This is a genomic window from [Enterobacter] lignolyticus SCF1 (assembly GCF_000164865.1).
Lineage (GTDB): Bacteria > Pseudomonadota > Gammaproteobacteria > Enterobacterales > Enterobacteriaceae > Enterobacter_B > Enterobacter_B lignolyticus.
Genome location: NC_014618.1, coordinates 526,832 through 548,664, shown reverse-complemented (window position 1 = coordinate 548,664; position 21,833 = coordinate 526,832). Strand labels below are relative to the sequence as shown.

Below are 21,833 nucleotides of genomic sequence, written 5' to 3'. Positions count from 1 at the left end.
TTTATTACGCTTCGTCGCCAAACCAGCAAATGTTGCGGGCTGCCATGATGAGCTCGCCGGCTTTTTCGTCGGTCATCTCTTCGATATCAGCCAGGTCATCAACGCCCTGTTCGGCGAGGTCTTCCAGCGTACAAACACCACGGGCGGCCAGTTTGAATGCCATCGCGCGATCCAGACCTTCAAGGTTCAGCAGATCGTCAGCCGGTTTGTTATTACCAAGGCTTTCTTCCTGGGCCAGCGCCAGCGTAGTCAGTGCGTTTTTCGCACGTTCACGAAGTGCTTCGACGGTGTCTTCATCCAGACCGTCAATTTCCAGCAGCTCTTTCATCGGCACATAGGCCAGTTCTTCCAGGCTGGAGAAACCTTCTTCCACCAGCACCGTAGCGAACTCTTCATCAATATCGAGATACTTCGTGAAGGTATCGATCGCCGCGTGCGCTTCGGCCTGATGCTTCGCCTGCAGGTCATCAACGGTCATCACGTTGAGTTCCCAGCCGCTCAGCTGCGAGGCCAGGCGGACGTTCTGGCCGTTACGGCCGATCGCCTGCGCCAGGTTACCCGCTTCGACCGCGATATCCATGGTGTGCTTATCTTCGTCAACCACGATAGACGCGACGTCTGCCGGCGCCATGGCGTTGATGACGAACTGCGCCGGGTTGTCGTCCCACAGCACGATATCAATACGCTCGCCGCCAAGCTCGGTAGAAACCGCCTGAACGCGCGCGCCGCGCATACCGACGCAGGCGCCGACCGGGTCGATACGCTTATCGTTGGTTTTTACGGCGATTTTGGCGCGAGAACCCGGATCGCGGGCCGCCGCTTTAATCTCAATAACTTCTTCGCCGATTTCCGGTACTTCGATACGGAACAGCTCGACCAGCATTTCCGGTTTAGAACGGGTCACGAACAGCTGTGCGCCGCGCGCTTCCGGGCGAACGGCATACAGAACGCCGCGAATACGGTCGCCCGGGCGGAAGTTTTCACGCGGCAGCATATCTTCACGCAGAATCACCGCTTCAGCGTTACCGGCCATCCCCTCGGATTTGATTTCCAGGGAGATATTGTCGCGGTTAACCTTCTTCACCATGCCAGTGACGATTTCGCCTTCCTGATCGCGGAACTGGTCGACGACCATTGCGCGTTCGGCTTCACGGACCTTCTGCACGATAACCTGCTTCGCGGTTTGGGTCGTGATGCGGTCGAAGGTGACAGATTCGATCTGATCTTCAACGTAGTCGCCTACGTTCAGGCTTTCGTCTTCAAAGCGCGCGGCTTCCAGCGTAATTTCTTTGGTCGGCTGAGTAACTTCTTCTACAATCACCCAGCGACGGAAGGTATCGAAGTCGCCGCTTTTACGATCGATTTCTACGCGAACATCAATCTCTTGTTCGTATTTTTTCTTGGTGGCCGTCGCCAGCGCGCTTTCCAGCGCTTCGAAAATTTTCTCGCGCGGCAGCGCCTTTTCGTTGGAAACGGCTTCAACAACAGCCAAAATTTCTTTGTTCATCGGGGCCTTTCACCTCAATCCAGACTGTTAAAAGTGGGGAACCAGGTTCGCCTTCTGGATGTTACTCAGCGCGAACACTTCATCTTTGCCTTCGACTGTTACGGTGATCATTTCACCGTCTACCGCTTTGATAATGCCCTGCCACTTGCGGCGGTTTTGTACCGCCATGCGCAGAACCAGCGAAACCTCTTCACCGAGGAAACGCGTGTAGTGCTCAGCGGTGAACATAGGGCGATCGAGGCCCGGAGAGGAAACTTCCAGGTTGTAGGCAACGGTGATGGGATCTTCGACATCCATGACGGCACTGACCTGGTGGCTCACATCAGCACAGTCATCAACATTGATGCCATCTTCACTATCAATATAGATGCGCAGCGTGGATGTGCGACCGCGAACGAATTCGATGCCAACCAGCTCAAAGCCCAAAGCCTCAACCGGCGCCGTAAGCATCTCTGTTAATTTCTGTTCTAAAGTGGACAAGCCCACCCCCAAGACATAAAAAAAGGGCGTAAAGCCCAGTTATTCTTTAGTCAGATAACAAAAAACCCCGATAAATCGGGGTTTTAGATAACTGAACCCTATAACCGCAAATGCGGTCTGGAGTACTTTCCGAGAGAATTTTTTCAAATCCAGCTACGAAGAGTATATTTGAAAAAGAACTCAAAGGGAAAGTGGTTGCGGGGGCCGGATTTGAACCGACGACCTTCGGGTTATGAGCCCGACGAGCTACCAGGCTGCTCCACCCCGCGCCTGAAACGTGGCATATTTTACTCATTTTGAGTAAAAAACGCAAATACTGCTGGGATTTGGTACCGAGGACGGGACGTAAAACCGGCGTTCAGTATATTGAAGTATCGCCCCCCGTGTCAACCTATTCATCCTGAGGGTGGCGTCAGCATAAAAATTCCGCTGTTATGCATAATATTAACGTATTGAGAAAACAAATTTTTCACGAAAAACACACGAATCTCTTCCCGCGAAGGTGAAAAGGTGTTTAAATGAAAACTCATTTATTTTGCATAAAAATGCAATAAGCGTTAAGCAATCACTCCATCATAATCTGGCAATCAGGGTTTTACTTTATGACGACGATTCTCAAGCATCTTCCGGTTGGTCAACGTATTGGTATCGCTTTCTCCGGTGGTCTGGACACCAGCGCCGCCCTGCTGTGGATGCGAAAAAAAGGCGCAGTGCCGTATGCATACACGGCGAACCTGGGCCAGCCTGATGAAGAGGATTATGACGCGATTCCCCGCCGCGCGATGGAATACGGCGCAGAAAACGCCCGCCTGATCGATTGCCGTAAGCAGCTTGTCGCCGAAGGGATCGCCGCTATCCAGTGCGGCGCATTCCACAACACCACCGGCGGGCTGACCTACTTCAACACCACCCCGCTGGGGCGTGCGGTCACCGGCACCATGCTGGTCGCCGCAATGAAAGAAGATGGCGTAAACATCTGGGGCGACGGCAGCACCTATAAAGGAAATGATATTGAGCGCTTCTATCGCTACGGTCTGCTGACCAACGCCGAGCTAAAAATTTACAAACCGTGGCTCGATACCGACTTTATCGACGAGCTCGGCGGCCGTCAGGAGATGTCCGAGTTTATGATTGCCTGCGGTTTCGATTACAAAATGTCGGTTGAGAAAGCCTATTCCACCGATTCCAACATGCTGGGCGCGACGCACGAAGCGAAAGACCTCGAGTTTCTGAACTCCAGCGTCAAGATTGTTAACCCGATCATGGGCGTGAAGTTCTGGGACGAAAACGTGAAAATCCCGGCGGAAGAAGTCACGGTTCGCTTTGAAAAAGGCCACCCGGTAGCGCTCAACGGCAACACCTTCAGCGACGACGTCGAAATGATGATGGAAGCCAACCGTATCGGCGGTCGTCACGGGTTGGGCATGAGCGATCAGATTGAAAACCGGATCATCGAAGCCAAAAGCCGTGGCATTTATGAAGCCCCGGGCATGGCGCTGCTGCACATCGCCTACGAGCGCCTGCTGACCGGTATTCATAACGAAGACACTATTGAGCAGTACCACGCGCATGGCCGTCAGTTAGGCCGTCTGCTGTATCAGGGCCGTTGGTTTGATTCCCAGGCCTTGATGCTGCGTGATGCCCTGCAGCGCTGGGTCGCGAGCGCCATCACCGGCGAGGTCACGCTTGAGCTGCGTCGCGGCAACGACTATTCGATCCTCAATACCGTTTCCGACAACCTGACCTATAAGCCAGAGCGTCTGACCATGGAAAAAGGGGATTCCGTCTTCTCTCCGGACGACCGTATCGGGCAGCTGACCATGCGCAATCTTGATATTACCGATACGCGTGAAAAACTGTTTACCTATGCGAATAGCGGACTGCTCTCTGCATCATCGACCAACGGCCTGCCGCAGGTTGAGAATCTGGAACTCGGTAATAAAAAGTAACACATTCAGACACACTGATTGGAATATTCCAATCAGTGTGTTTTTATAAACAAAAAAATTTGCCAACCTCAAACCATCCATTAAAATAGCCGGGTTTGAGGCAATCTCGCCTTTTCGCCTTCCATTGTGCATTAACATGCTCGTCTGTAATTTCCGACGGAAGATTTCATCATTTTTCTTATGAGGAATTCTATGCATATTTCGCAGCCTGTACGACCGCAGCCTTCAATTGATCGATTGATTGCCGAGCTGGAGCCGTATGCCACCCCACTCAAGGCCGTGGCCAGGAAAAAACTGTCCTGGGATCACAAAAGCGGACCTCAGCTTTACCTGTTTAAAGAAGGTGAGATCTCTATTTTACGGGCGTCGGATGGACTGGTAATGGTCACCGTTTACGAGCCGCATCTTTTCGGCGTAGCGGAGATGCTGCAACCCATGCGGGGGCATGCTCTGCGCGCGGAGATTGAGTCTACCGTCCTGCGAATTGACGGCGATGTCGCCATGCGCATCTTTACCGAAAAGAACCTCTGGCAGGATGTGACCGCCCTTCTGGCATACCACACGGCCTATATGGGCTACCGCGACACGCTGGTCCTTCAGCAGCGTACCTATTCGGTTATTCGCAACCACCTGCTGGAGATGATCCTGCTGCCGGAAGAAACCCGCATGCGTACCTCAATGCTGGATTATATTCAGGATCGGACGCACTTATCACGCAGCAGCGTGTTAAACGTATTATCCGCACTTAAGAAAGGGAAATATATTCAATTCATCCGCGGCGGATATTTGCAAAGCATTACTACCCTGCCTGAAAAATTCTGACATTTCTTCCACCGCCGCATGAATATCTCAAGCGGTGGCGGTCTCCCTTCTGTTATAAATATATTTTGAAACAGTTAAAAACAATTTAAAAATAAACAAACTAATCATTAACTGATTTAAAAAACATCTATATCTTAGCCGCTTGCGCTATAAGACCATTCCACGTAGCTCCAACTACGTTATAACAGAATCAAGGCTAGAAAATGAAAAAAACACTTGTCGCTCTGACGATTTTAAATGCTTGCACAATGTCTACGGCATTTGCTGCCGCTGATGCTGGTACCTGGTACGGCGGTGCAAAATTTGGCTGGTCCCATTATTCTGACACCAGTGCAAATAATGATTTCAATGACAACATGCGTCAGGCGACGGATTTCGATACCAACAGCGACAACGTTGGCGGCGGCATCTTCGGCGGCTATCAGATTAACAACTGGCTGGCGGTTGAAGGGGGCTACGACTACCTCGGCAACATGCAGTTCAACGGCAACAACGGCGCGGCTGGCGGCAAAATGAAAAGCCAGGGCCTGCAGCTCTCTCTGAAAGCCAGCTATGGCCTTTCCGATAGCTGGGATCTCTACGGCCGCGCAGGCGCCATGGGTTATCGCGCGGAAACCGAAGCGGCTGGCCACAGCACCTTCGACACCGGCGTACGCCCTCTGCTGGCGGTCGGTACCGAGTATGCGTTCACGCCAAGCCTGGCGGGCCGCCTCGAATACCAGTGGGTCAGCAATGTGGGTAATGAAAACCAGATCGGTATGACCGCAGACGCAAGCTCTGTCACGGCGGGTATCGTTTACCGCTTTGGTCAAAATACGCCAGAGCCCGTTGCCGCCCCTGCGCCAGCGCCTGCGCCGGTAGCTGAAGCGCCGAAGACATTCAATCTGAAATCAGACGTGATGTTCGGCTACGACTCCGCAACGCTGACAAACGAAGGTAAAGCGGCTATCAACCAGCTGTACCATTCTCCGGATCTGCAGTCTGCAACCGGCAATACCACCCTCGTCATTGGCTACAGCGACCGCACCGGTAGCGCATCCTACAACCAGGCGCTGTCCGCACGTCGCGCTCAGGCCGTTGCTGAGCAGCTGATCGGTCTCGGCATGTCTGCGGAAAACATCCGCACGGAAGGCCGCGGTGCGACAGACTCTGTCACCGGCAACACCTGCGACAACATGACCGGCAGCGCGCTGAAAAACTGCCTCTCTCCGGATCGTCGCGTAGTGGTGCAGATCTCCGGTCAGTAATCTGCGCACGTACCAGCACACCTTGTCTTATTTGCCCGATCGTCAGTATCGGGCTTTTTTTACCTGTAGGGACATACAATGAACACGCTCAAAACGAAAGCTGCGTTGCTGATAGCGGCGCTCACTGTTAGCGGGGCCGCCAGCGCCTCCGTCAATCTTCATGGCGATGCTGGCGAAAACTACACCAACCTATCCGCGACGTTTGGCGGCAGCGAACCGGGGTTCACCTTCAACGGTAACTGGGCGCACAGCGATAACGATGGCGATATTGCCGGTCTGGGCATGGGATACAACTTCCCGCTTGGCTCGGTGATCCTGACCCTCGGCGGACGCGGCGTGTACCTGAACCCTAATAATGGCGACGAAGGCTATGCCGTCGCCGTCGGCGGCGGCGCGCAGCTGCCGTTAGGCGATTTCATTACGCTGATGGGAGAGTACTACTATTCGCCGGACTCACTCTCAAGCGGTGTCGAAGACTATGTTGAAGCGAACGCCAGCGTACGTTTTAACCTTACCAAATCAATGAGTATTGATGCTGGCTATCGCTATATTGAGATGGCGGGTAAAGATGGGAATAAAGACAACACGCTGGCCGATGGCCCTTACGCGGGTTTCAACTTTAAGTTCTAATCGCGATATGCGGTTGCCGGAACCCGGCAACCGTTTTTCAGGCATTAACCTTCCACGGCTTCAGCGCCAGATTAATTGCCTTTAACCCCTCGATATTATTATCTTTACGGTATATCTCGTTCATCTCCGACATTTCCTCAAGCTTCGATAATGCCGCATAGACGTGGCTGACATTGCTGCTCTGGTCGAACACTTCCGCTGGCTTCACGTCCTGCAGCCATTCACTTTTAAGCGAATGGCTGAGCTTAGAAATCTGCAGGGAGTTTTCCTGGTAAAATGAGGTGACGGACGCCTGCTCTGTGCTCGCCGCTGCGCGGTTATTCGCATGAATAACCGGAATGGCGGTACCGTTTATTTCATTGACGGTATTTAAAGAAGAGGATGACGAACTGCTACATCCTGCGATGGCGAAGGCACCGGCAATAATAAAGGTTCTGTAAATATTCACGACGTCGTTTACCTGCATCAGTGACGTAAAAATAGACACAGACTTTATCGATTTTGCAGGGATTCCGACCAGTGAAAGTTTGTTTATTAATAAACGGCGGGAGAATGCAAAAAAGACGTCTTTCGACGTCTTTTTCTTAAATATTGGTACCGAGGACGGGACTTGAACCCGTAAGCCCAATCGGGCACTACCACCTCAAGGTAGCGTGTCTACCAATTCCACCACCTCGGCACAGAGTTACTGCTTTTAGTGCGGGATATCGCTGCTCGGCTGCGCCGGCGCTGCTGGCTGAGTCTGCTCCGATTTCGGCGCAGTCAGATTTTCCCACTCGCTTCCTTTATTGGTCTTGTTGGTATTGATGTTGCCCAATGCCAGACTGATGATGAAGAACAGCGTCGCCAGAATCGCGGTCATACGGGTCATGAAGTTACCAGAACCACTTGAACCAAACAGCGTAGCGGATGCGCCTGCTCCGAAGGAGGCTCCCATATCAGCGCCTTTACCCTGCTGCAGCATAATCAGACCTACGAGGCCAATCGCAACAATAAGGAAAACGACAAGAAGAGCTTCGTACATAATCAACCTGTTCCTTGCAGCATTACTGCATACCAATTGCTTCAACCAATAAAGCGGGAGGTTTCAACGTTTCCCACTGAAGCGGGTGTGAATACTAACCAAAGCGAATGGGCTTCGCAAGGGCAATTTCGCGCTATTGTATCAACTGCGGAAAAAAACAGCAAAGAAGTCATTTATGCCTAATAAAAAGGCGACTATTGTCGCCTTTTCAGACACTTCACGCGCGATATCAGACGGCTTTCACCGCATCGGCGATGCGATGCGCGAAGGCGTTGACCTGCTCTTCGTGCTCGCCTTCCACCATGACGCGGATCAGCGGCTCAGTGCCCGATTTACGCAGCAGCACGCGCCCGCGGTTACCCAGCGCGGCTTCCACTTCCGCCGTAACGATTTTCACGCTCTCATGCTCCAACGGGTTGTCTGCGCTGTTCTGATAGCGAACGTTCACTAACACCTGCGGGAACATTTTCATGCCGCTGCACAGGTCGTGCAGGCTCATATGATTGCGGGCCATCGCGGCGACCACCTGCAGGCTCGCGACAATGCCGTCGCCCGTAGTGGTTTGATCCAGCAAAATCACGTGGCCGGAGTTTTCCGCGCCGATGCGCCAGCCTTTTTCCTGCAGTTTTTCCAGCACGTAGCGGTCGCCCACCTTCGCGCGGGCAAACGGGATGCCCAGCTGCTTCAGCGCCAGCTCAAGCCCCATGTTGCTCATCAGGGTACCCACCGCGCCGCCGCGCAATTGTCCCTGGCGCAGCGATTCCCGGGCAATAATGTAGAGGATCTGGTCACCATCGACTTTGTTGCCTTCGTGGTCGACCATAATGACGCGGTCGCCGTCGCCGTCATAGGCGATACCCAGATGGGCCTTTTCAGCCAGCACGCGCGCCTGCAGGGCCCGTACGTCCGTTGCCCCGACCTCTTCGTTGATGTTAACGCCGTTTGGCTCACAGCCAATGGTGATAACTTTCGCGCCCAGCTCGCGGAACACATTCGGCGCAATGTGGTAGGTGGCGCCATTCGCGCAGTCCAGCACAATTTTCAGATCGCTGAGGTCCAGTTCGTTGGGGAAGGTCCCTTTACAGAATTCGATATAGCGCCCCGCGGCGTCAACGATACGGTTGGCTTTGCCTAGCTCGGCAGAATCGACGCAGCTGATCTCTTTTTCCAGCTCATCCTCAATCGCTTTCTCGATATCGTCCGGAAGCTTGGTGCCTTCGGTTGAGAAAAACTTAATGCCGTTATCGTAAAACGGATTGTGCGAGGCGGAGATAACAATCCCGGCTTCCGCGCGGAAGGCGCGCGTCAGGTAGGCAACGGCCGGCGTTGGCATCGGGCCGGTAAAGGACGCGGACAGGCCTGCCGCCGCGAGGCCAGCCTCGAGCGCGGATTCCAGCATGTAGCCGGAAATACGCGTATCCTTACCGATAATGACCTTACGAGAACCGTGACGAGCCAGAACCTTTCCGGCGGCCCAGCCCAGTTTAAGAACGAAGTCAGGGGTAATGGGGGCATCGCCAACGCGGCCGCGGATCCCATCGGTGCCAAAATATTTACGGTTACTCATAGTACTTGTGTTCCCTCCCGGAGAGTGTGGCTTCCACCACGCGCAGCGCTTCTACAGTTTCTTTGACGTCATGGACGCGGATAATCTGCGCGCCCTGCATTGCCGCAATCACAGCGCACGCCAGGCTGCCGCTCAGGCGCTCAGATGGGCCGACGTTCAGCAGCTGGCCCACCATCGATTTACGCGACATGCCAACCAACAGCGGCAGGCCGAAGTGATGATACTCCGACAACCGTGCGAGAAGCGCATAATTATGAGTAAGATTTTTACCGAAACCAAACCCCGGGTCGAGCAGCAATTTTGATTTTGAGATTCCCGCCTGCACACAGCGCTCGATGTGCTCAATAAAGAAGCGATTCACGTCCGCAAAGACATCATCATACTTCGGCGCTTCCTGCATCGTTTTGGGTTGCCCTTGCATGTGCATCAGGCATACCGGTAACCCGGTTTCCGCAGCGGCTTCCAGCGCGCCCGGTTCGGTTAAGGAGCGAATATCGTTAATGATATGCGCGCCAGCCCGCGCGGACTCGCGGATCACCTCCGGTTTTGAGGTGTCGACCGAAATCCACACCTCAAACCGCTGGGCTAGCGCCTCAACCACCGGAATGACCCGCGAGAGCTCTTCATCCACGCTCACATCGGCGGCGCCTGGACGGGTGGACTCCCCGCCGACATCGATAATCGTCGCGCCGGCGTTGATCATCAGATTCGCGTGCTTAACGGCGTCCACAAGCTGATTGTGCGACCCTCCATCCGAAAAGGAATCGGGAGTCACATTGAGGATCCCCATGACGTGCGGATGCGAGAGATCGAGGGTGGTGTCCTGAGCGAATAGTTTCATGACAATGTCCCTGGTCTGATAAAAGGTTAAAGAGAAAAGAAAAACCCCGGGGCAAGCCCCAGGGTTTTAACGGGTAACGACAGCGTATCCAAAGGCGGAAATCTTACTTGTCGTCCAGATGCTCTGACATCGTATTGCCCGGGTTCGTCGTACGCGGCTCGTCGACCGGACGCGGCGCACGCGGGGTACCGTTGTTATCAGAGTTATTGGACGCAGCAGGATCTTCCCAGCCCGCCGGCGGGCGCACATCGCGGCGCGCCATCAGGTCGTCGATCTGCGGCGCGTCGATGGTCTCATATTTCATGAGCGCATCTTTCATCGCGTGCAGGATATCCATGTTGTCGTTGAGGATCTGACGCGCGCGACCGTAGTTACGTTCAATCAGCGCCTTCACTTCCTGGTCGATGATACGCGCGGTCTCATCGGACATATGCTTCGCTTTCGCCACGCTGCGGCCGAGGAATACTTCGCCTTCCTCTTCCGCGTACAGCAGCGGACCGAGTTTGTCGGAGAAGCCCCACTGGGTCACCATGTTGCGCGCCAGGTTGGTCGCGACCTTAATGTCGTTCGACGCGCCGGTAGAAACATGCTCTACGCCGTAGATGATCTCTTCCGCCAGACGGCCGCCGTACAGAGTCGAAATCTGGCTTTCCAGCTTCTGACGGCTGGCGCTGATAGCATCGCCCTCCGGCAGGAAGAAGGTCACGCCCAGCGCGCGACCGCGCGGGATAATCGTCACTTTGTGCACCGGATCGTGCTCCGGCACCAGGCGACCGATAATCGCGTGGCCAGCTTCATGGTACGCGGTGGATTCTTTCTGCGCTTCCGTCATCACCATGGAGCGACGTTCCGCACCCATCATGATTTTGTCTTTCGCTTTTTCAAACTCAACCATCGATACCACGCGCTTGTTGCCGCGTGCCGCAAACAGCGCCGCTTCGTTCACCAGGTTGGCGAGATCCGCACCGGAGAAGCCCGGAGTACCGCGCGCGATAATCGCGGCATCAACATCCGGCGCCAGCGGTACGCGACGCATGTGTACTTTCAGAATCTGTTCACGACCGCGAACATCCGGCAGGCCAACCACAACCTGACGGTCGAAACGGCCTGGACGCAGCAGAGCAGGGTCAAGAACGTCAGGGCGGTTTGTCGCCGCGATAACGATGATCCCTTCATTGCCTTCAAAACCGTCCATCTCAACCAGCATCTGGTTCAGCGTTTGTTCACGTTCATCATGACCGCCGCCCAGACCGGCGCCACGCTGGCGGCCGACGGCGTCGATTTCATCGATGAAGATAATGCACGGCGCCGCCTTCTTGGCCTGTTCGAACATGTCGCGCACACGGGAGGCGCCGACACCCACGAACATTTCCACGAAGTCAGAACCGGAAATCGTAAAGAACGGGACCTTCGCTTCGCCGGCGATAGCCTTCGCCAGCAGCGTTTTACCGGTACCCGGAGGGCCGACCATCAGGACGCCTTTCGGAATTTTACCACCCAGCTTCTGGAAGCGGCTCGGCTCACGCAGGTACTCGACCAGCTCGCCCACTTCCTCTTTCGCCTCGTCGCAGCCCGCAACATCAGCAAAGGTGGTTTTGATCTGGTCTTCGGTCAGCATGCGCGCCTTGCTCTTGCCGAACGACATAGCGCCTTTACCGCCGCCGCCCTGCATCTGCCGCATGAAGAAGATCCAGACGCCAATCAGCAGCAGCATCGGGAACCAGGAAATGAAGATAGAAGCCAGCAGGCTCGGCTCTTCAGGCGGTTCACCAACCACTTTCACGTTCTTGGTCAGCAGGTTATCAAGCAGCTTCGGATCGTTAACCGGAATGTAAGTCGTGTAACGGTTACTATCTTTCTTGGTAACGTTGATCTCACGTCCGTTGATACGCGCTTCGCGAACCTGATCCTGGTTGACTTCCTGCAGGAAGGTAGAGTAATCCACCTTACGGCCATTAGACTCGCTGGGCCCAAAGCTCTGGAACACTGACATCAGCACCACTGCGATGACCAGCCAGAGTATTAGGTTTTTCGCCATGTCACTCAAGGGATTAACCTCTTATTACAACTGTGTTAATAACAGCGTCAGGTTACTCTATATCCGCCAAAATTCAAACCGCAGCATCGAAAGCTGCCGTCCGGCATCCGTCGGTTATGGTTTTCGCCCGGTCGCTACAATGTACACTTCGCGTGAACGCGCACGCGAAGAGTCCGGCTTACGAACTTTAACCGTCGTAAACAGGGAGCGAATTTCCCTAAGATACTCATCGAAACCTTCGCCCTGGAACACCTTCACTAAAAAGCTGCCGCCCGGCGCCAGGACATCCCGGCACATCTGCAACGCCAGCTCCACCAGGTACATGGCGCGGGGGATATCCACCGCCGGTGTTCCGCTCATGTTTGGTGCCATATCTGACATGACAACTTGTACTTTACTATCACCTACGCGTTCGAGTAACGCTTTCAGGACTAATTCATCACGAAAATCGCCCTGAAGGAAGTCAACGCCAACGATAGGATCCATCGGTAAAAGATCGCATGCGATGATGCGGCCATTACCCCCGATCTGCGTCACCGCGTACTGTGACCAGCCCCCCGGTGCCGCACCGAGATCGACGACCGTCATTCCCGGTTTAAAAAGTTTGTCACTTTGCTGTATTTCATCAAGTTTAAACCAGGCACGGGAACGTAACCCCTTTTTCTGCGCCTGTTGAACATATTTGTCGCTAAAGTGTTCCTGGAGCCAGCGACTGGAGCTGGCAGAACGCTTTTTACCTGTCATTTCACATTCCATCCGGGTTCATCGTATCCAGCGACGTAAATTTCGACGCGGCAATTTGGCGATATTAGGGAGATGGCGGTAGAATGAACCGTTTTCAATCCCAACGTAAGCAAAAATATACGATGAATCTGAGTACTAAACAAAAACAGCACCTGAAAGGTCTGGCACATCCGCTCAAGCCGGTAGTTATGCTTGGCAATAATGGTTTGACCGAAGGGGTGCTAGCCGAGATTGAACAAGCGTTAGAGCACCATGAGCTCATCAAGGTGAAGATCGCCTCTGAAGACAGAGAAACCAAAACCCTGATCGTGGAAGCTATCGTGCGCGAAACCGGCGCCTGTAACGTACAGGTCATCGGTAAAACGCTGGTGCTTTATCGCCCGACCGCAGAGCGAAAAATCTCGCTGCCGCGCTAAGAATATCCTGAGTTAAACACGATTTCTGTGTAAAACGAGGGATTTGCGCAAACAGACGAGCAAAATGCCACGCTCCTGGCGTTGATAAAAGGCCGCTATGCGGCCTTTTTCTTATCTTTACATTGTCGCAACGCTTGCGCGATGCGCCATCATTACAGGTAATCAACCTTAACGATTTCGTATTCCACTTCGCCGCCAGGGGTGCGAATGGTGACGACATCATCCTGCTCTTTACCGACCAGACCGCGTGCGATCGGCGAGTTTACCGAGATCAGGTTTTGTTTGAAGTCGGCTTCGTCATCGCCCACGATGCGATACGACTGCTCTTCGTCGCTGTCCAGGTTCAGCACCGTGACGGTGGAGCCGAAAATGACGCGACCGTTGTTCGGCATCTTGCTGATATCGATAACCTGCGCGTTCGACAGCTTCGCTTCGATATCCTTGATACGGCCTTCACAGAAGCCCTGCTGTTCACGCGCAGCGTGGTACTCCGCATTTTCTTTCAGATCGCCGTGCTCACGCGCTTCGGCAATGGCGGCGATGATTTCAGGACGGCGAACGGATTTCAGGTACTCCAGTTCTTCGCGCAGTTTGTCGGCACCACGTAAGGTCATCGGAATAGCTTGCATTAGTTATACCTCTTAATCATTCCTTCAGGCGCAGCATACCGCTGCCCCCGCTATCTTCCCAGGACCGCAGCGGGCAGGAAAGAAGCAAAAAGAAAACTGACCCGGACACAAAATTCCAGGCCAGCAGCAATTTTTTTGTTTGATACGTATTTTACCCTGAAGTTCACTATGGGTCATCGTTTACTTTACAGGGCGATGCGCCGTAGTATGACGGCTTGTTTCCAGGTTGTTAGCGCGAGATTATGCGATTTTCCAGATTTATCATCGGATTGACTACCAGTTTAGCATTTAGCGTTCAGGCAGCGAACGTTGAGGAGTACATTAGCCAACTCCCCGCCGGCGCAAACCTTGCCCTTATGGTGCAGAAAGTCGGGTCGCAGGCGCCGGAGATAGATTATCACGGGCAGCAGATGGCGCTACCCGCCAGTACCCAGAAGGTGATCACCGCCCTCGCCGCCCTGCTGCAGCTTGGCCCGGATTTTCGCTTCACCACCACGCTTGAAACGAAGGGCAGCCTGAATGGCGGTGTGCTGAAAGGCGACCTCATTGCGCGCTTTGGCGGCGATCCGACGCTAAAACGCCAGGATCTTCGCAATATGGTCGCGGTGCTGAAAAAATCGGGCGTCCAGCAAATCGATGGCAACGTGCTGATTGATACCTCCGTTTTCGCCAGCCACGATAAGGCTCCCGGCTGGCCGTGGAACGACTTAACCCAGTGTTTTAGCGCACCGCCCGCGGCGGCCATTGTCGATCGCAACTGTTTTTCCGTTTCGCTCTACAGCGCGCAAAAACCGGGCGACCTGGCGTTTATCCGCGTGGCGTCGTACTACCCGGTCACCATGTTCAGCCAGGTTCGCACGCTGGCTCGTGGCTCAGCCGATGCGCAGTACTGCGAGCTGGACGTCGTTCCCGGCGATTTAAACCGCTATACGCTGACCGGCTGCCTGCCGCAACGCGCGGACCCGCTGCCGCTGGCCTTCGCTATTCAGGACGGCGCCAGCTACGCGGGCGCAATCATCAAAGACGAACTCAAACAGGCAGGAATCACCTGGACCGGCACGCTGCTGCGTCAGACGCTCCCTAACGACCCCGGAACGGTCATCGCCAGCAAGCAGTCCGCGCCTTTACATGACCTGCTGAAGATCATGCTGAAAAAATCGGACAACATGATTGCCGATACGGTCTTTCGTACCATTGGCCATGCCCGTTTCGGTGTGCCCGGCACCTGGCGGGCAGGCTCTGATGCGGTACGCCAGATTCTGCGCCAGCAGGCGGGCGTTGACCTGGGCAATACCATTATCGCCGATGGTTCCGGTCTCTCCCGCCACAACCTGATTGCGCCAGCGACCATGATGCAGGTGCTGCAATACATCGCGCAGCACGACAGCCAGCTGGACTTCATCTCGATGCTGCCGCTGGCGGGCTATGACGGCTCTCTGCAGTACCGCGCGGGTCTGCATCAGGCGGGAGTGGATGGCAAAGTGTCGGCGAAAACCGGCTCTCTGCAGGGGGTCTACAACCTGGCCGGGTTCATCACTACGGCGAGCGGACAGCGGATGGCGTTCGTGCAGTATCTGTCGGGTTATGCCGTCGAGCCCGCCGACCAGCGCAACCGCCGTATCCCGCTGGTGCGCTTCGAAAGCCGGCTGTACAAAGACCTTTATCAGAATAACTAAGCGACAAAAAAGGCTCCCGTCGGGAGCCTTTTCGTTATGAGGGGCTGGTCATCAGCGCTTGTAGATGAATTCGACGCCTTCTTCGTCGTCCTCATCCCAGTCGTCGTCCCAGTCTTCGTCGTCTTCCGTTTCCGCTTCTTCAAGCTGCTGACGATGGTAGTCATCCCACATAAACTCCACTTTTTCAGGCTGCGATTCTTCCTGCGCCTGAACGATGGGGTTTTCGATGATGAACGTCATCACATCCCAGCACAGATCTTTTACGCCCACCTGGCTTGCTGCGGAGATCAGGTAATACTTCTCTTCCCAGCCCATGGCTTCGGCAATCGCCTTCGCTTTGGCTTCCGCCTCCGCTTTATCCATCAGGTCGATTTTGTTAAAGACCAGCCAGCGCGGTTTAGCCGCCAGCTTATCGCTGTATTTCTCCAGCTCGCCGATAATAATGCGGGCGTTTTCCACCGGATCGGAACCGTCGATCGGATCGATATCGATCAGGTGCAGCAGAACGCGGCAGCGCTCAAGGTGCTTCAGGAAGCGAATCCCCAGGCCTGCGCCTTCCGCAGCGCCTTCGATAAGCCCCGGAATATCGGCGACCACAAAGCTCTTCTCGTTATCCATACGCACCACGCCGAGGCTCGGCACCAGGGTGGTAAACGGATAATCCGCGACTTTCGGTTTGGCCGCGGAGACGGCGCGGATAAATGTTGATTTCCCGGCGTTCGGCATGCCCAGCATCCCGACGTCGGCCAGCAGCATCAGTTCCAGCTGCAGATCGCGCTTATCGCCCGGCGTGCCCATGGTTTTCTGGCGCGGCGTACGGTTAACGGACGATTTAAAGCGGGTGTTGCCCAGGCCGTGCCAGCCGCCTTTAGCGACCATCAGACGCTGACCGTGTTTCGTCATGTCGCCCATGGTTTCACCGGTGCCCTGATCGATAACACGGGTACCGACCGGGACCTTAACGGTCACATCTTTACCCCGTTTACCGGTACAGTCGCGGCTCTGGCCGTTCTGGCCGCGCTCGGCGCGGAAAGACTTCTCGAAACGGTAGTCGATAAGCGTATTGAGGTTCTCATCGGCTTCCAGCCAGACGTCGCCGCCGTCGCCGCCGTCGCCGCCATCAGGGCCCCCTTTCGGGATATATTTTTCGCGGCGGAAGCTCACGCAACCATTACCGCCGTCCCCGGCCACGACCAGGATTGTTGCTTCATCAACAAACTTCATCTTACTCTCCGTAAATCATTCGCCTGAGCGGGGTAGCGGTACTACCGCTTCACGCTTACGCCACCGTCCCCATAGACGATGACCAATGGCGGAATACATCGCGCCCGCAACCACGACAAACGCACCGAGATAACCTAAAAGGTTCAACATCGGTCTGGCGAAGACATCGGGCCAGGCCACAGATAACAAATCTGAAAACAATAGCGTAAACAGCGGCGTCAGTGTAATCAGCGCGCTTACCTGCGCCGCCTGCCAGCGCGCCATCGCTTCCGCCAGCGCGCCGTAGCCTACCAGAGTATTCAGGCCGCAGAAAACAAGACAGGCCAGCTGCCAGTCATTCAGGGCCAGTACCTTCGCCGGGTCGGCCAGCGGCAGCAACGCTATTGTACATAAAGTGTACAGCAAAAAGAGGATCTGCTGTGAGGCCAGACGGCGCAATAACACCTTTTGCGCGACCCCATAGCTCACCCAGACCGTCGCCGCCCCGACGCCGAAAATGACGCCCCATGTGTAATCGGTCAGGCGGGTAAAAATCTCCATCAGGCTGGTGTTAAAGAACATCACCATGCCGCAGAGCAACATCAGCGCACCAACGATCTGGGTCCCGCGCATCTTCTCTTTGAGAATGACTACGCTTGCCACCATCATCCCCACGGGCGAGAGTTGGCCTATCACCTGTGACGCCGTTGGGCTGAGGTACTGCAGGGAAGAGCTGAACAGAATAAAGTTGCCGAACAGCCCGCCGGTCGCAATCGCCAGCAATACCAGCCAGCGCGGCTTGCGGAACAGCTGCAGCGGCGGCAGCTTACCTTTGACGGCCAGAATGGCCCCAAGGCCGATGCTTGCCATCAGGAAGCGGTAAAACACGATGGTGGGAGGTTCCATGACCTCCAGCACCTGCTTCATTGCAATTGGCAACGCTCCCCAGCACACCGCCGTAGTGAGTGCCAAAAGGATACCAATGCCCGCCTGCTGCTTCATGCCCGTTTTCCCTACAGAAAATTTTCCGGACTTCTAATGTAAAAAGCCCCGCAACGTATTGCGGGGCTTTCATCCGTTACCGGGACGCGAAAAACTTATTCAGCAACGATGCTGATGAATTTACGGTTTTTCGGGCCTTTAACTTCGAATTTCACTTTACCGTCTGCTTTAGCAAACAGAGTGTGGTCGCGACCGCAACCTACGTTGGTACCCGCGTGGAACTTGGTGCCACGCTGACGAACGATAATGCTACCCGCCAGAACGGATTCGCCACCGAAACGCTTAACGCCCAGGCGTTTAGCTTCTGAATCGCGACCGTTACGAGTGGAGCCGCCAGCCTTTTTATGTGCCATTTAAATCTCTCCTCAGGTCTTAGGCGCTGATGCCAGTAATTTTCACATCAGTGAACCACTGACGATGGCCCTGCTGCTTACGGTAGTGTTTACGACGACGAAACTTAACGATTTTAACTTTCTCGCCACGACCGTGAGCAACAACTTCAGCTTTGATAACGCCGCCATCAACGAAAGGAACGCCGATTTTGACTTCTTCACCGTTTGCGATCATCAGAACTTCTGCGAACTCAACAGATTCGCCAGTTGCGATGTCCAGCTTTTCCAGGCGAACGGTCTGACCTTCGCTTACTCGGTGTTGTTTACCACCACTTTGGAAAACCGCGTACATATAAACTCCGCTTCCGCGCACATCCTCGTGTGATTCAGAGTGCGCTATAAATATTCACAATAGGGCGCGAATATTACGCAAAACGAGAGCCTTTGACAAGAGCGATCGTCAATCCATGAAGAAAAAAAACACAACGCGCAAGGTATCGTTTATCTGCGCCATTTTTTCAGTACAATCGGGGCTACAATTGTAACCCAGACTCTACGTTATCCCTTTTGGATAAGCGGTAAACAGGACATTTGGCCCGGCATTTGCGATGAATTTAGAAAAAATCAATGAGTTAACCGCGCAAGATATGGCGGGTGTCAATGCGGCAATCCTTGAGCAACTCAATTCAGACGTCCAGCTGATTAATCAGCTAGGTTACTACATCGTCAGCGGCGGCGGTAAACGCATTCGTCCGATGATCGCGGTGCTGGCGGCGAGAGCTGTGGGCTATCAGGGAAATGCGCACGTCACGATTGCGGCCCTTATCGAGTTTATCCACACCGCTACGCTTTTGCATGACGATGTTGTGGATGAGTCGGATATGCGGCGCGGCAAAGCCACCGCGAATGCGGCATTTGGCAATGCGGCAAGCGTACTGGTCGGCGACTTCATCTACACCCGCGCCTTTCAGATGATGACCAGCCTCGGGTCGCTAAAAATTCTTGAGGTGATGTCCGAAGCGGTGAACGTGATCGCGGAAGGCGAAGTTCTGCAGCTGATGAACGTCAACGACCCGGATATCACCGAAGAGAGCTACATGCGGGTGATTTACAGCAAAACCGCGCGTCTGTTTGAAGCGGCGGCGCAGTGTTCCGGCCTGCTGGCGGGCTGCTCGGACGCGCAAGAGAAGGGCCTGCAGGATTATGGCCGCTATCTTGGCACCGCGTTCCAGCTCATCGACGATTTGCTGGACTACAGCTCCGATGGCGAGACGCTGGGTAAAAATGTGGGCGACGACCTCAATGAAGGCAAACCGACGCTCCCGCTGCTCCACGCGATGCGTCACGGCTCTGCCGCGCAATCCGCGATGATTCGCCAGGCGATTGAAGAAGGCAACGGCCGCCATTTACTGGAGCCGGTCCTGGAGGCGATGGCCGATTGCGGGTCGCTCGAATGGACGCGCCAGCGCGCCGAAGAAGAAGCGGACAAAGCTATCGCCGCCCTCAGCGTTTTACCCGATACCCCATGGCGCGAAGCGCTGATTTCCCTGGCGCACATCGCCGTACAGCGCGATCGTTAATCCTTCTCCCGCGCGCCGCGCGGGAGAGTTCCAGTAAAAACCAGCTAACCCCTTCTTGCTCCTGCCAGCTTGATATATTCCGAATATCCCTTTCCTTTACTTGAACTTTTTAGAACTTAACGACATTCGGCGCTATAGTGTCTCAACCATCTGAAGTGGATGGCGTATCGTTATCAACAGGGAAAAGGTATGGATAAATTTATCGACTGGCATCCCGCCGATATTATTGCCGGGCTGCGTAAGAAAGGTACTTCACTGGCGGCGGAATCCCGCAGAAACGGCCTTAACTCATCAACGCTGGCAAATGCGCTCACGCGCCCCTGGCCAAAGGGGGAGGTCATCATCGCCCGCGCGCTGGATACGGACCCCTGGGTCATCTGGCCATCGCGCTATCACGATCCCATCACCCATGCATTTATCGACAGAACGCAGCTGGTGCGCCGGCCTAAAGAGAAATAAAGCAGAAGTGCAACCCCCTTGTCGCAGGGACAGGGGGCTGCGAACGAGACGGGAGGTTATTCGCCTTTCACGCGCTCGATATTGGCGCCCAGCGCACGAAGCTTGTCTTCAATGCGCTCATAGCCGCGATCGATATGATAGATACGATCGACAATCGTAGTCCCTTCCGCGATGCATCCCGCCAGCACCAGGCTTGCGGACGCGCGCAGATCCGTCGCCATAACCTGCGCGCCGGAAAGTTTCTCCACGCCGTGGCAAATCGCCGTATTGCTTTCAATCTCCGCGTGAGCGCCCATACGGATCAGCTCCGGCAGATGCATGAAGCGGTTTTCGAAAATAGTTTCGGTGATCACGCCGGTCCCTTCAGCCACCATGTTCAGCAGCGTGAACTGGGCCTGCATGTCGGTTGGGAAGCCCGGGTGCGGCGCAGTGCGCACGTTAACCGCTTTCGGACGTTTGCCGTGCATGTCCAGGCTTATCCAGTCCTGGCCGACTTCGATATCGGCGCCCGCTTCGCGCAGTTTTGCCAGCACGGCATCCAGCGTATCCGGCTGGGCGTGACGGCAGACGATTTTGCCGCCCGAAATCGCGGCGGCGACCAGGAACGTGCCGGTTTCAATACGGTCGGGCAGCACGCGGTAAACACCGCCGCCGAGGCGCGCAACGCCCTCGATGGTGATTCGATCGGTGCCCTGTCCGGTGATTTTTGCCCCCATCGCGTTGAGGAAGTTCGCCGTATCAACGATTTCCGGCTCGCGCGCGGCGTTTTCGATGATAGTCGTTCCTTCCGCCAGCGTCGCGGCGCTCATGATGGTGACCGTCGCGCCGACGCTCACTTTATCCATCACGATATGCGCGCCTTTCAGGCGGCCGTTGACGGAGGCCTTGACGTAACCTTCTTCCAGCTTGATTTCAGCGCCGAGCTGTTCAAGGCCGGTAATATGCAGATCCACCGGACGCGCGCCGATAGCGCAGCCGCCCGGCAGAGACACCTGGCCCTGACCGAAACGCGCCACCAGCGGCCCCAACGCCCAGATAGAGGCGCGCATGGTTTTCACCAGCTCATAGGGCGCGCAAAACACGTTAACGTCGCTGGCGTCGATCCACACCGAGCCGTTACGCTCCACTTTGGTGCCGAGCTGGCTCAGCAGCTTCATGGTCGTATCGATGTCTTTCAGCTTCGGCACGTTCTGAATTTCTACCGGCTCTTCGGCCAACAGCGCAGCGAAGAGGATAGGCAGGGCAGCATTCTTAGCGCCTGAAATGCTGACTTCGCCCTGGAGGCGCGACGGCCCCTGTACACGAAATTTGTCCATTAATTCTGGTCTCTTGTAGATTGATTCTGTGCAGCCGGGCTAGTGCGGCTGCTTAAAAACCGTTGAGTTTACGATCGCGTTCCCATTCCTGCGGGGTATACGCCTTGATCGACAGGGCATGGATGCGGTTGTCCGCAATATACTCCATCAGCGGCGCATAAACGGCCTGCTGCTTTTTGACCCGGCTCATACCGTCAAACATCTCACCCACAGCGATAACCTGAAAGTGGCTGCCATCGCCGGAGACGTGGACTTCCTTAAGGGAGAGTGCGTTCATCAGCACGGTCTGAATTTCATGATTTTCCATGGGCGTCTTTTTATCTGGTAGTGAAAACAAGCCCAACATCTTAGAGGAAAGTGAGGCGGTCTGA

23 protein-coding genes and 2 tRNA genes are annotated in these 21,833 nt (G+C 54.9%); 8 read left to right on the top strand and 17 right to left on the bottom strand.

All coding sequences use genetic code 11. The annotated features are described in order from the left end of the window. Positions 1–4: 4 nt before the first annotated feature. From nusA to ENTCL_RS02660, 3 genes are all read right to left on the bottom strand, one after another. Entirely contained in the window at positions 5–1,507 is a 1,503-nt protein-coding gene (gene nusA / locus ENTCL_RS02670) for a transcription termination factor NusA (RefSeq protein WP_013364559.1), read from the bottom strand. A gap of 27 nt (positions 1,508–1,534) precedes the next feature. After that, entirely contained in the window at positions 1,535–1,987 is a 453-nt protein-coding gene (gene rimP, locus ENTCL_RS02665; protein WP_013364558.1) for a ribosome maturation factor RimP, read from the bottom strand. 192 nt (positions 1,988–2,179) lie between these two features. Continuing rightward, positions 2,180–2,256 (bottom strand) — tRNA-Met (locus ENTCL_RS02660). A 333-nt stretch (positions 2,257–2,589) separates the two neighbouring features. On the opposite strand from ENTCL_RS02660, the gene argG reads away from it, so the two are divergent. The 4 genes from argG (at position 2,590) to ENTCL_RS02640 (ending at position 6,635) form a co-directional block, all read left to right on the top strand. Continuing rightward, positions 2,590–3,936 carry an argininosuccinate synthase gene (gene argG / locus ENTCL_RS02655; protein WP_013364557.1) on the top strand — a complete coding sequence of 449 codons (1,347 nt, stop codon included), beginning with the start codon at positions 2,590–2,592 and terminating at the stop codon, positions 3,934–3,936. 192 nt (positions 3,937–4,128) lie between these two features. Continuing rightward, positions 4,129–4,758, top strand: coding sequence for a winged helix-turn-helix transcriptional regulator (locus tag ENTCL_RS02650; protein WP_013364556.1), 630 nt, complete (start codon positions 4,129–4,131; stop codon positions 4,756–4,758). A 203-nt stretch (positions 4,759–4,961) separates the two neighbouring features. After that, positions 4,962–6,005 (top strand): porin OmpA, encoded by a 1,044-nt coding sequence (ompA, locus tag ENTCL_RS02645; protein WP_013364555.1) that lies wholly within the window; start codon positions 4,962–4,964, stop codon positions 6,003–6,005. A 78-nt stretch (positions 6,006–6,083) separates the two neighbouring features. After that, entirely contained in the window at positions 6,084–6,635 is a 552-nt protein-coding gene (locus ENTCL_RS02640; protein WP_013364554.1) for a YfaZ family outer membrane protein, read from the top strand. Between the two features lie 37 nt (positions 6,636–6,672). Here the strand turns inward: ENTCL_RS02640 and ENTCL_RS02635 are convergent, their stop codons facing one another. The 7 genes from ENTCL_RS02635 to rlmE all read right to left on the bottom strand — a co-directional run bounded on the left by ENTCL_RS02635 (position 6,673) and on the right by rlmE (position 12,849). Further along, the gene (locus ENTCL_RS02635; protein WP_238981783.1) at positions 6,673–7,083 is read right to left on the bottom strand and encodes a hypothetical protein; all 411 of its coding nucleotides are present in this window, start codon (positions 7,081–7,083) and stop codon (positions 6,673–6,675) included. A gap of 144 nt (positions 7,084–7,227) precedes the next feature. Next, a tRNA-Leu gene (locus tag ENTCL_RS02630) sits at positions 7,228–7,314 on the bottom strand. A 15-nt stretch (positions 7,315–7,329) separates the two neighbouring features. Next, positions 7,330–7,659 carry a preprotein translocase subunit SecG gene (secG, locus tag ENTCL_RS02625; RefSeq protein ID WP_013364552.1) on the bottom strand — a complete coding sequence of 110 codons (330 nt, stop codon included), beginning with the start codon at positions 7,657–7,659 and terminating at the stop codon, positions 7,330–7,332. A 229-nt stretch (positions 7,660–7,888) separates the two neighbouring features. Then, positions 7,889–9,226 (bottom strand): phosphoglucosamine mutase, encoded by a 1,338-nt coding sequence (glmM, locus tag ENTCL_RS02620; RefSeq protein ID WP_013364551.1) that lies wholly within the window; start codon positions 9,224–9,226, stop codon positions 7,889–7,891. Continuing rightward, positions 9,219–10,067, bottom strand: a complete 849-nt coding sequence (gene folP / locus ENTCL_RS02615; RefSeq protein ID WP_013364550.1) for a dihydropteroate synthase — start codon at positions 10,065–10,067, stop codon at positions 9,219–9,221. Before folP ends, glmM begins: the two co-directional genes overlap by 8 nt. A 103-nt stretch (positions 10,068–10,170) precedes the next feature. Next, complete coding sequence (gene ftsH / locus ENTCL_RS02610; RefSeq protein WP_044611874.1) at positions 10,171–12,105, bottom strand: ATP-dependent zinc metalloprotease FtsH; 1,935 nt, start codon at positions 12,103–12,105, stop codon at positions 10,171–10,173. 114 nt (positions 12,106–12,219) lie between these two features. Continuing rightward, positions 12,220–12,849, bottom strand: a complete 630-nt coding sequence (gene rlmE, locus ENTCL_RS02605; protein ID WP_013364548.1) for a 23S rRNA (uridine(2552)-2'-O)-methyltransferase RlmE — start codon at positions 12,847–12,849, stop codon at positions 12,220–12,222. A 122-nt stretch (positions 12,850–12,971) separates the two neighbouring features. Here rlmE and yhbY point away from each other — a divergent pair, with 122 nt between their 5' ends. Continuing rightward, entirely contained in the window at positions 12,972–13,265 is a 294-nt protein-coding gene (gene yhbY / locus ENTCL_RS02600) for a ribosome assembly RNA-binding protein YhbY (protein ID WP_007369919.1), read from the top strand. Positions 13,266–13,417: 152 nt separating this feature from the next. Here the strand turns inward: yhbY and greA are convergent, their stop codons facing one another. Continuing rightward, a complete protein-coding gene (gene greA / locus ENTCL_RS02595; RefSeq protein WP_013364546.1) occupies positions 13,418–13,894 on the bottom strand; it encodes a transcription elongation factor GreA in 477 nt (158 codons plus the stop codon). A 242-nt stretch (positions 13,895–14,136) separates the two neighbouring features. Between greA and dacB the strand changes: the two genes are divergently transcribed. Beyond that, a complete protein-coding gene (gene dacB / locus ENTCL_RS02590) occupies positions 14,137–15,570 on the top strand; it encodes a serine-type D-Ala-D-Ala carboxypeptidase (protein WP_013364545.1) in 1,434 nt (477 codons plus the stop codon). A gap of 51 nt (positions 15,571–15,621) precedes the next feature. On the opposite strand, the gene cgtA is transcribed toward dacB, so the two are convergent. From cgtA to rplU, 4 genes are all read right to left on the bottom strand, one after another. Further along, positions 15,622–16,794, bottom strand: coding sequence for an Obg family GTPase CgtA (gene cgtA, locus ENTCL_RS02585; RefSeq protein ID WP_013364544.1), 1,173 nt, complete (start codon positions 16,792–16,794; stop codon positions 15,622–15,624). 15 nt (positions 16,795–16,809) lie between these two features. Continuing rightward, positions 16,810–17,775 carry a DMT family transporter gene (locus tag ENTCL_RS02580; protein ID WP_013364543.1) on the bottom strand — a complete coding sequence of 322 codons (966 nt, stop codon included), beginning with the start codon at positions 17,773–17,775 and terminating at the stop codon, positions 16,810–16,812. A 95-nt stretch (positions 17,776–17,870) separates the two neighbouring features. Then, positions 17,871–18,128, bottom strand: coding sequence for a 50S ribosomal protein L27 (rpmA, locus tag ENTCL_RS02575; protein WP_013364542.1), 258 nt, complete (start codon positions 18,126–18,128; stop codon positions 17,871–17,873). Between the two features lie 19 nt (positions 18,129–18,147). Beyond that, positions 18,148–18,459, bottom strand: a complete 312-nt coding sequence (gene rplU / locus ENTCL_RS02570; protein WP_003025032.1) for a 50S ribosomal protein L21 — start codon at positions 18,457–18,459, stop codon at positions 18,148–18,150. 256 nt (positions 18,460–18,715) lie between these two features. On the opposite strand from rplU, the gene ispB reads away from it, so the two are divergent. Together ispB and sfsB are read left to right on the top strand one after the other, a co-directional pair. Further along, a complete protein-coding gene (gene ispB, locus ENTCL_RS02565; RefSeq protein ID WP_013364541.1) occupies positions 18,716–19,687 on the top strand; it encodes an octaprenyl diphosphate synthase in 972 nt (323 codons plus the stop codon). A 189-nt stretch (positions 19,688–19,876) separates the two neighbouring features. After that, entirely contained in the window at positions 19,877–20,146 is a 270-nt protein-coding gene (gene sfsB, locus ENTCL_RS02560; protein WP_013364540.1) for a DNA-binding transcriptional regulator SfsB, read from the top strand. Positions 20,147–20,202: 56 nt separating this feature from the next. On the opposite strand, the gene murA is transcribed toward sfsB, so the two are convergent. Further along, entirely contained in the window at positions 20,203–21,462 is a 1,260-nt protein-coding gene (gene murA, locus ENTCL_RS02555) for a UDP-N-acetylglucosamine 1-carboxyvinyltransferase (protein ID WP_013364539.1), read from the bottom strand. Between the two features lie 52 nt (positions 21,463–21,514). Continuing rightward, a complete protein-coding gene (gene ibaG, locus ENTCL_RS02550) occupies positions 21,515–21,769 on the bottom strand; it encodes a BolA family iron metabolism protein IbaG (protein WP_013364538.1) in 255 nt (84 codons plus the stop codon). Positions 21,770–21,833: the final 64 nt, after the last annotated feature.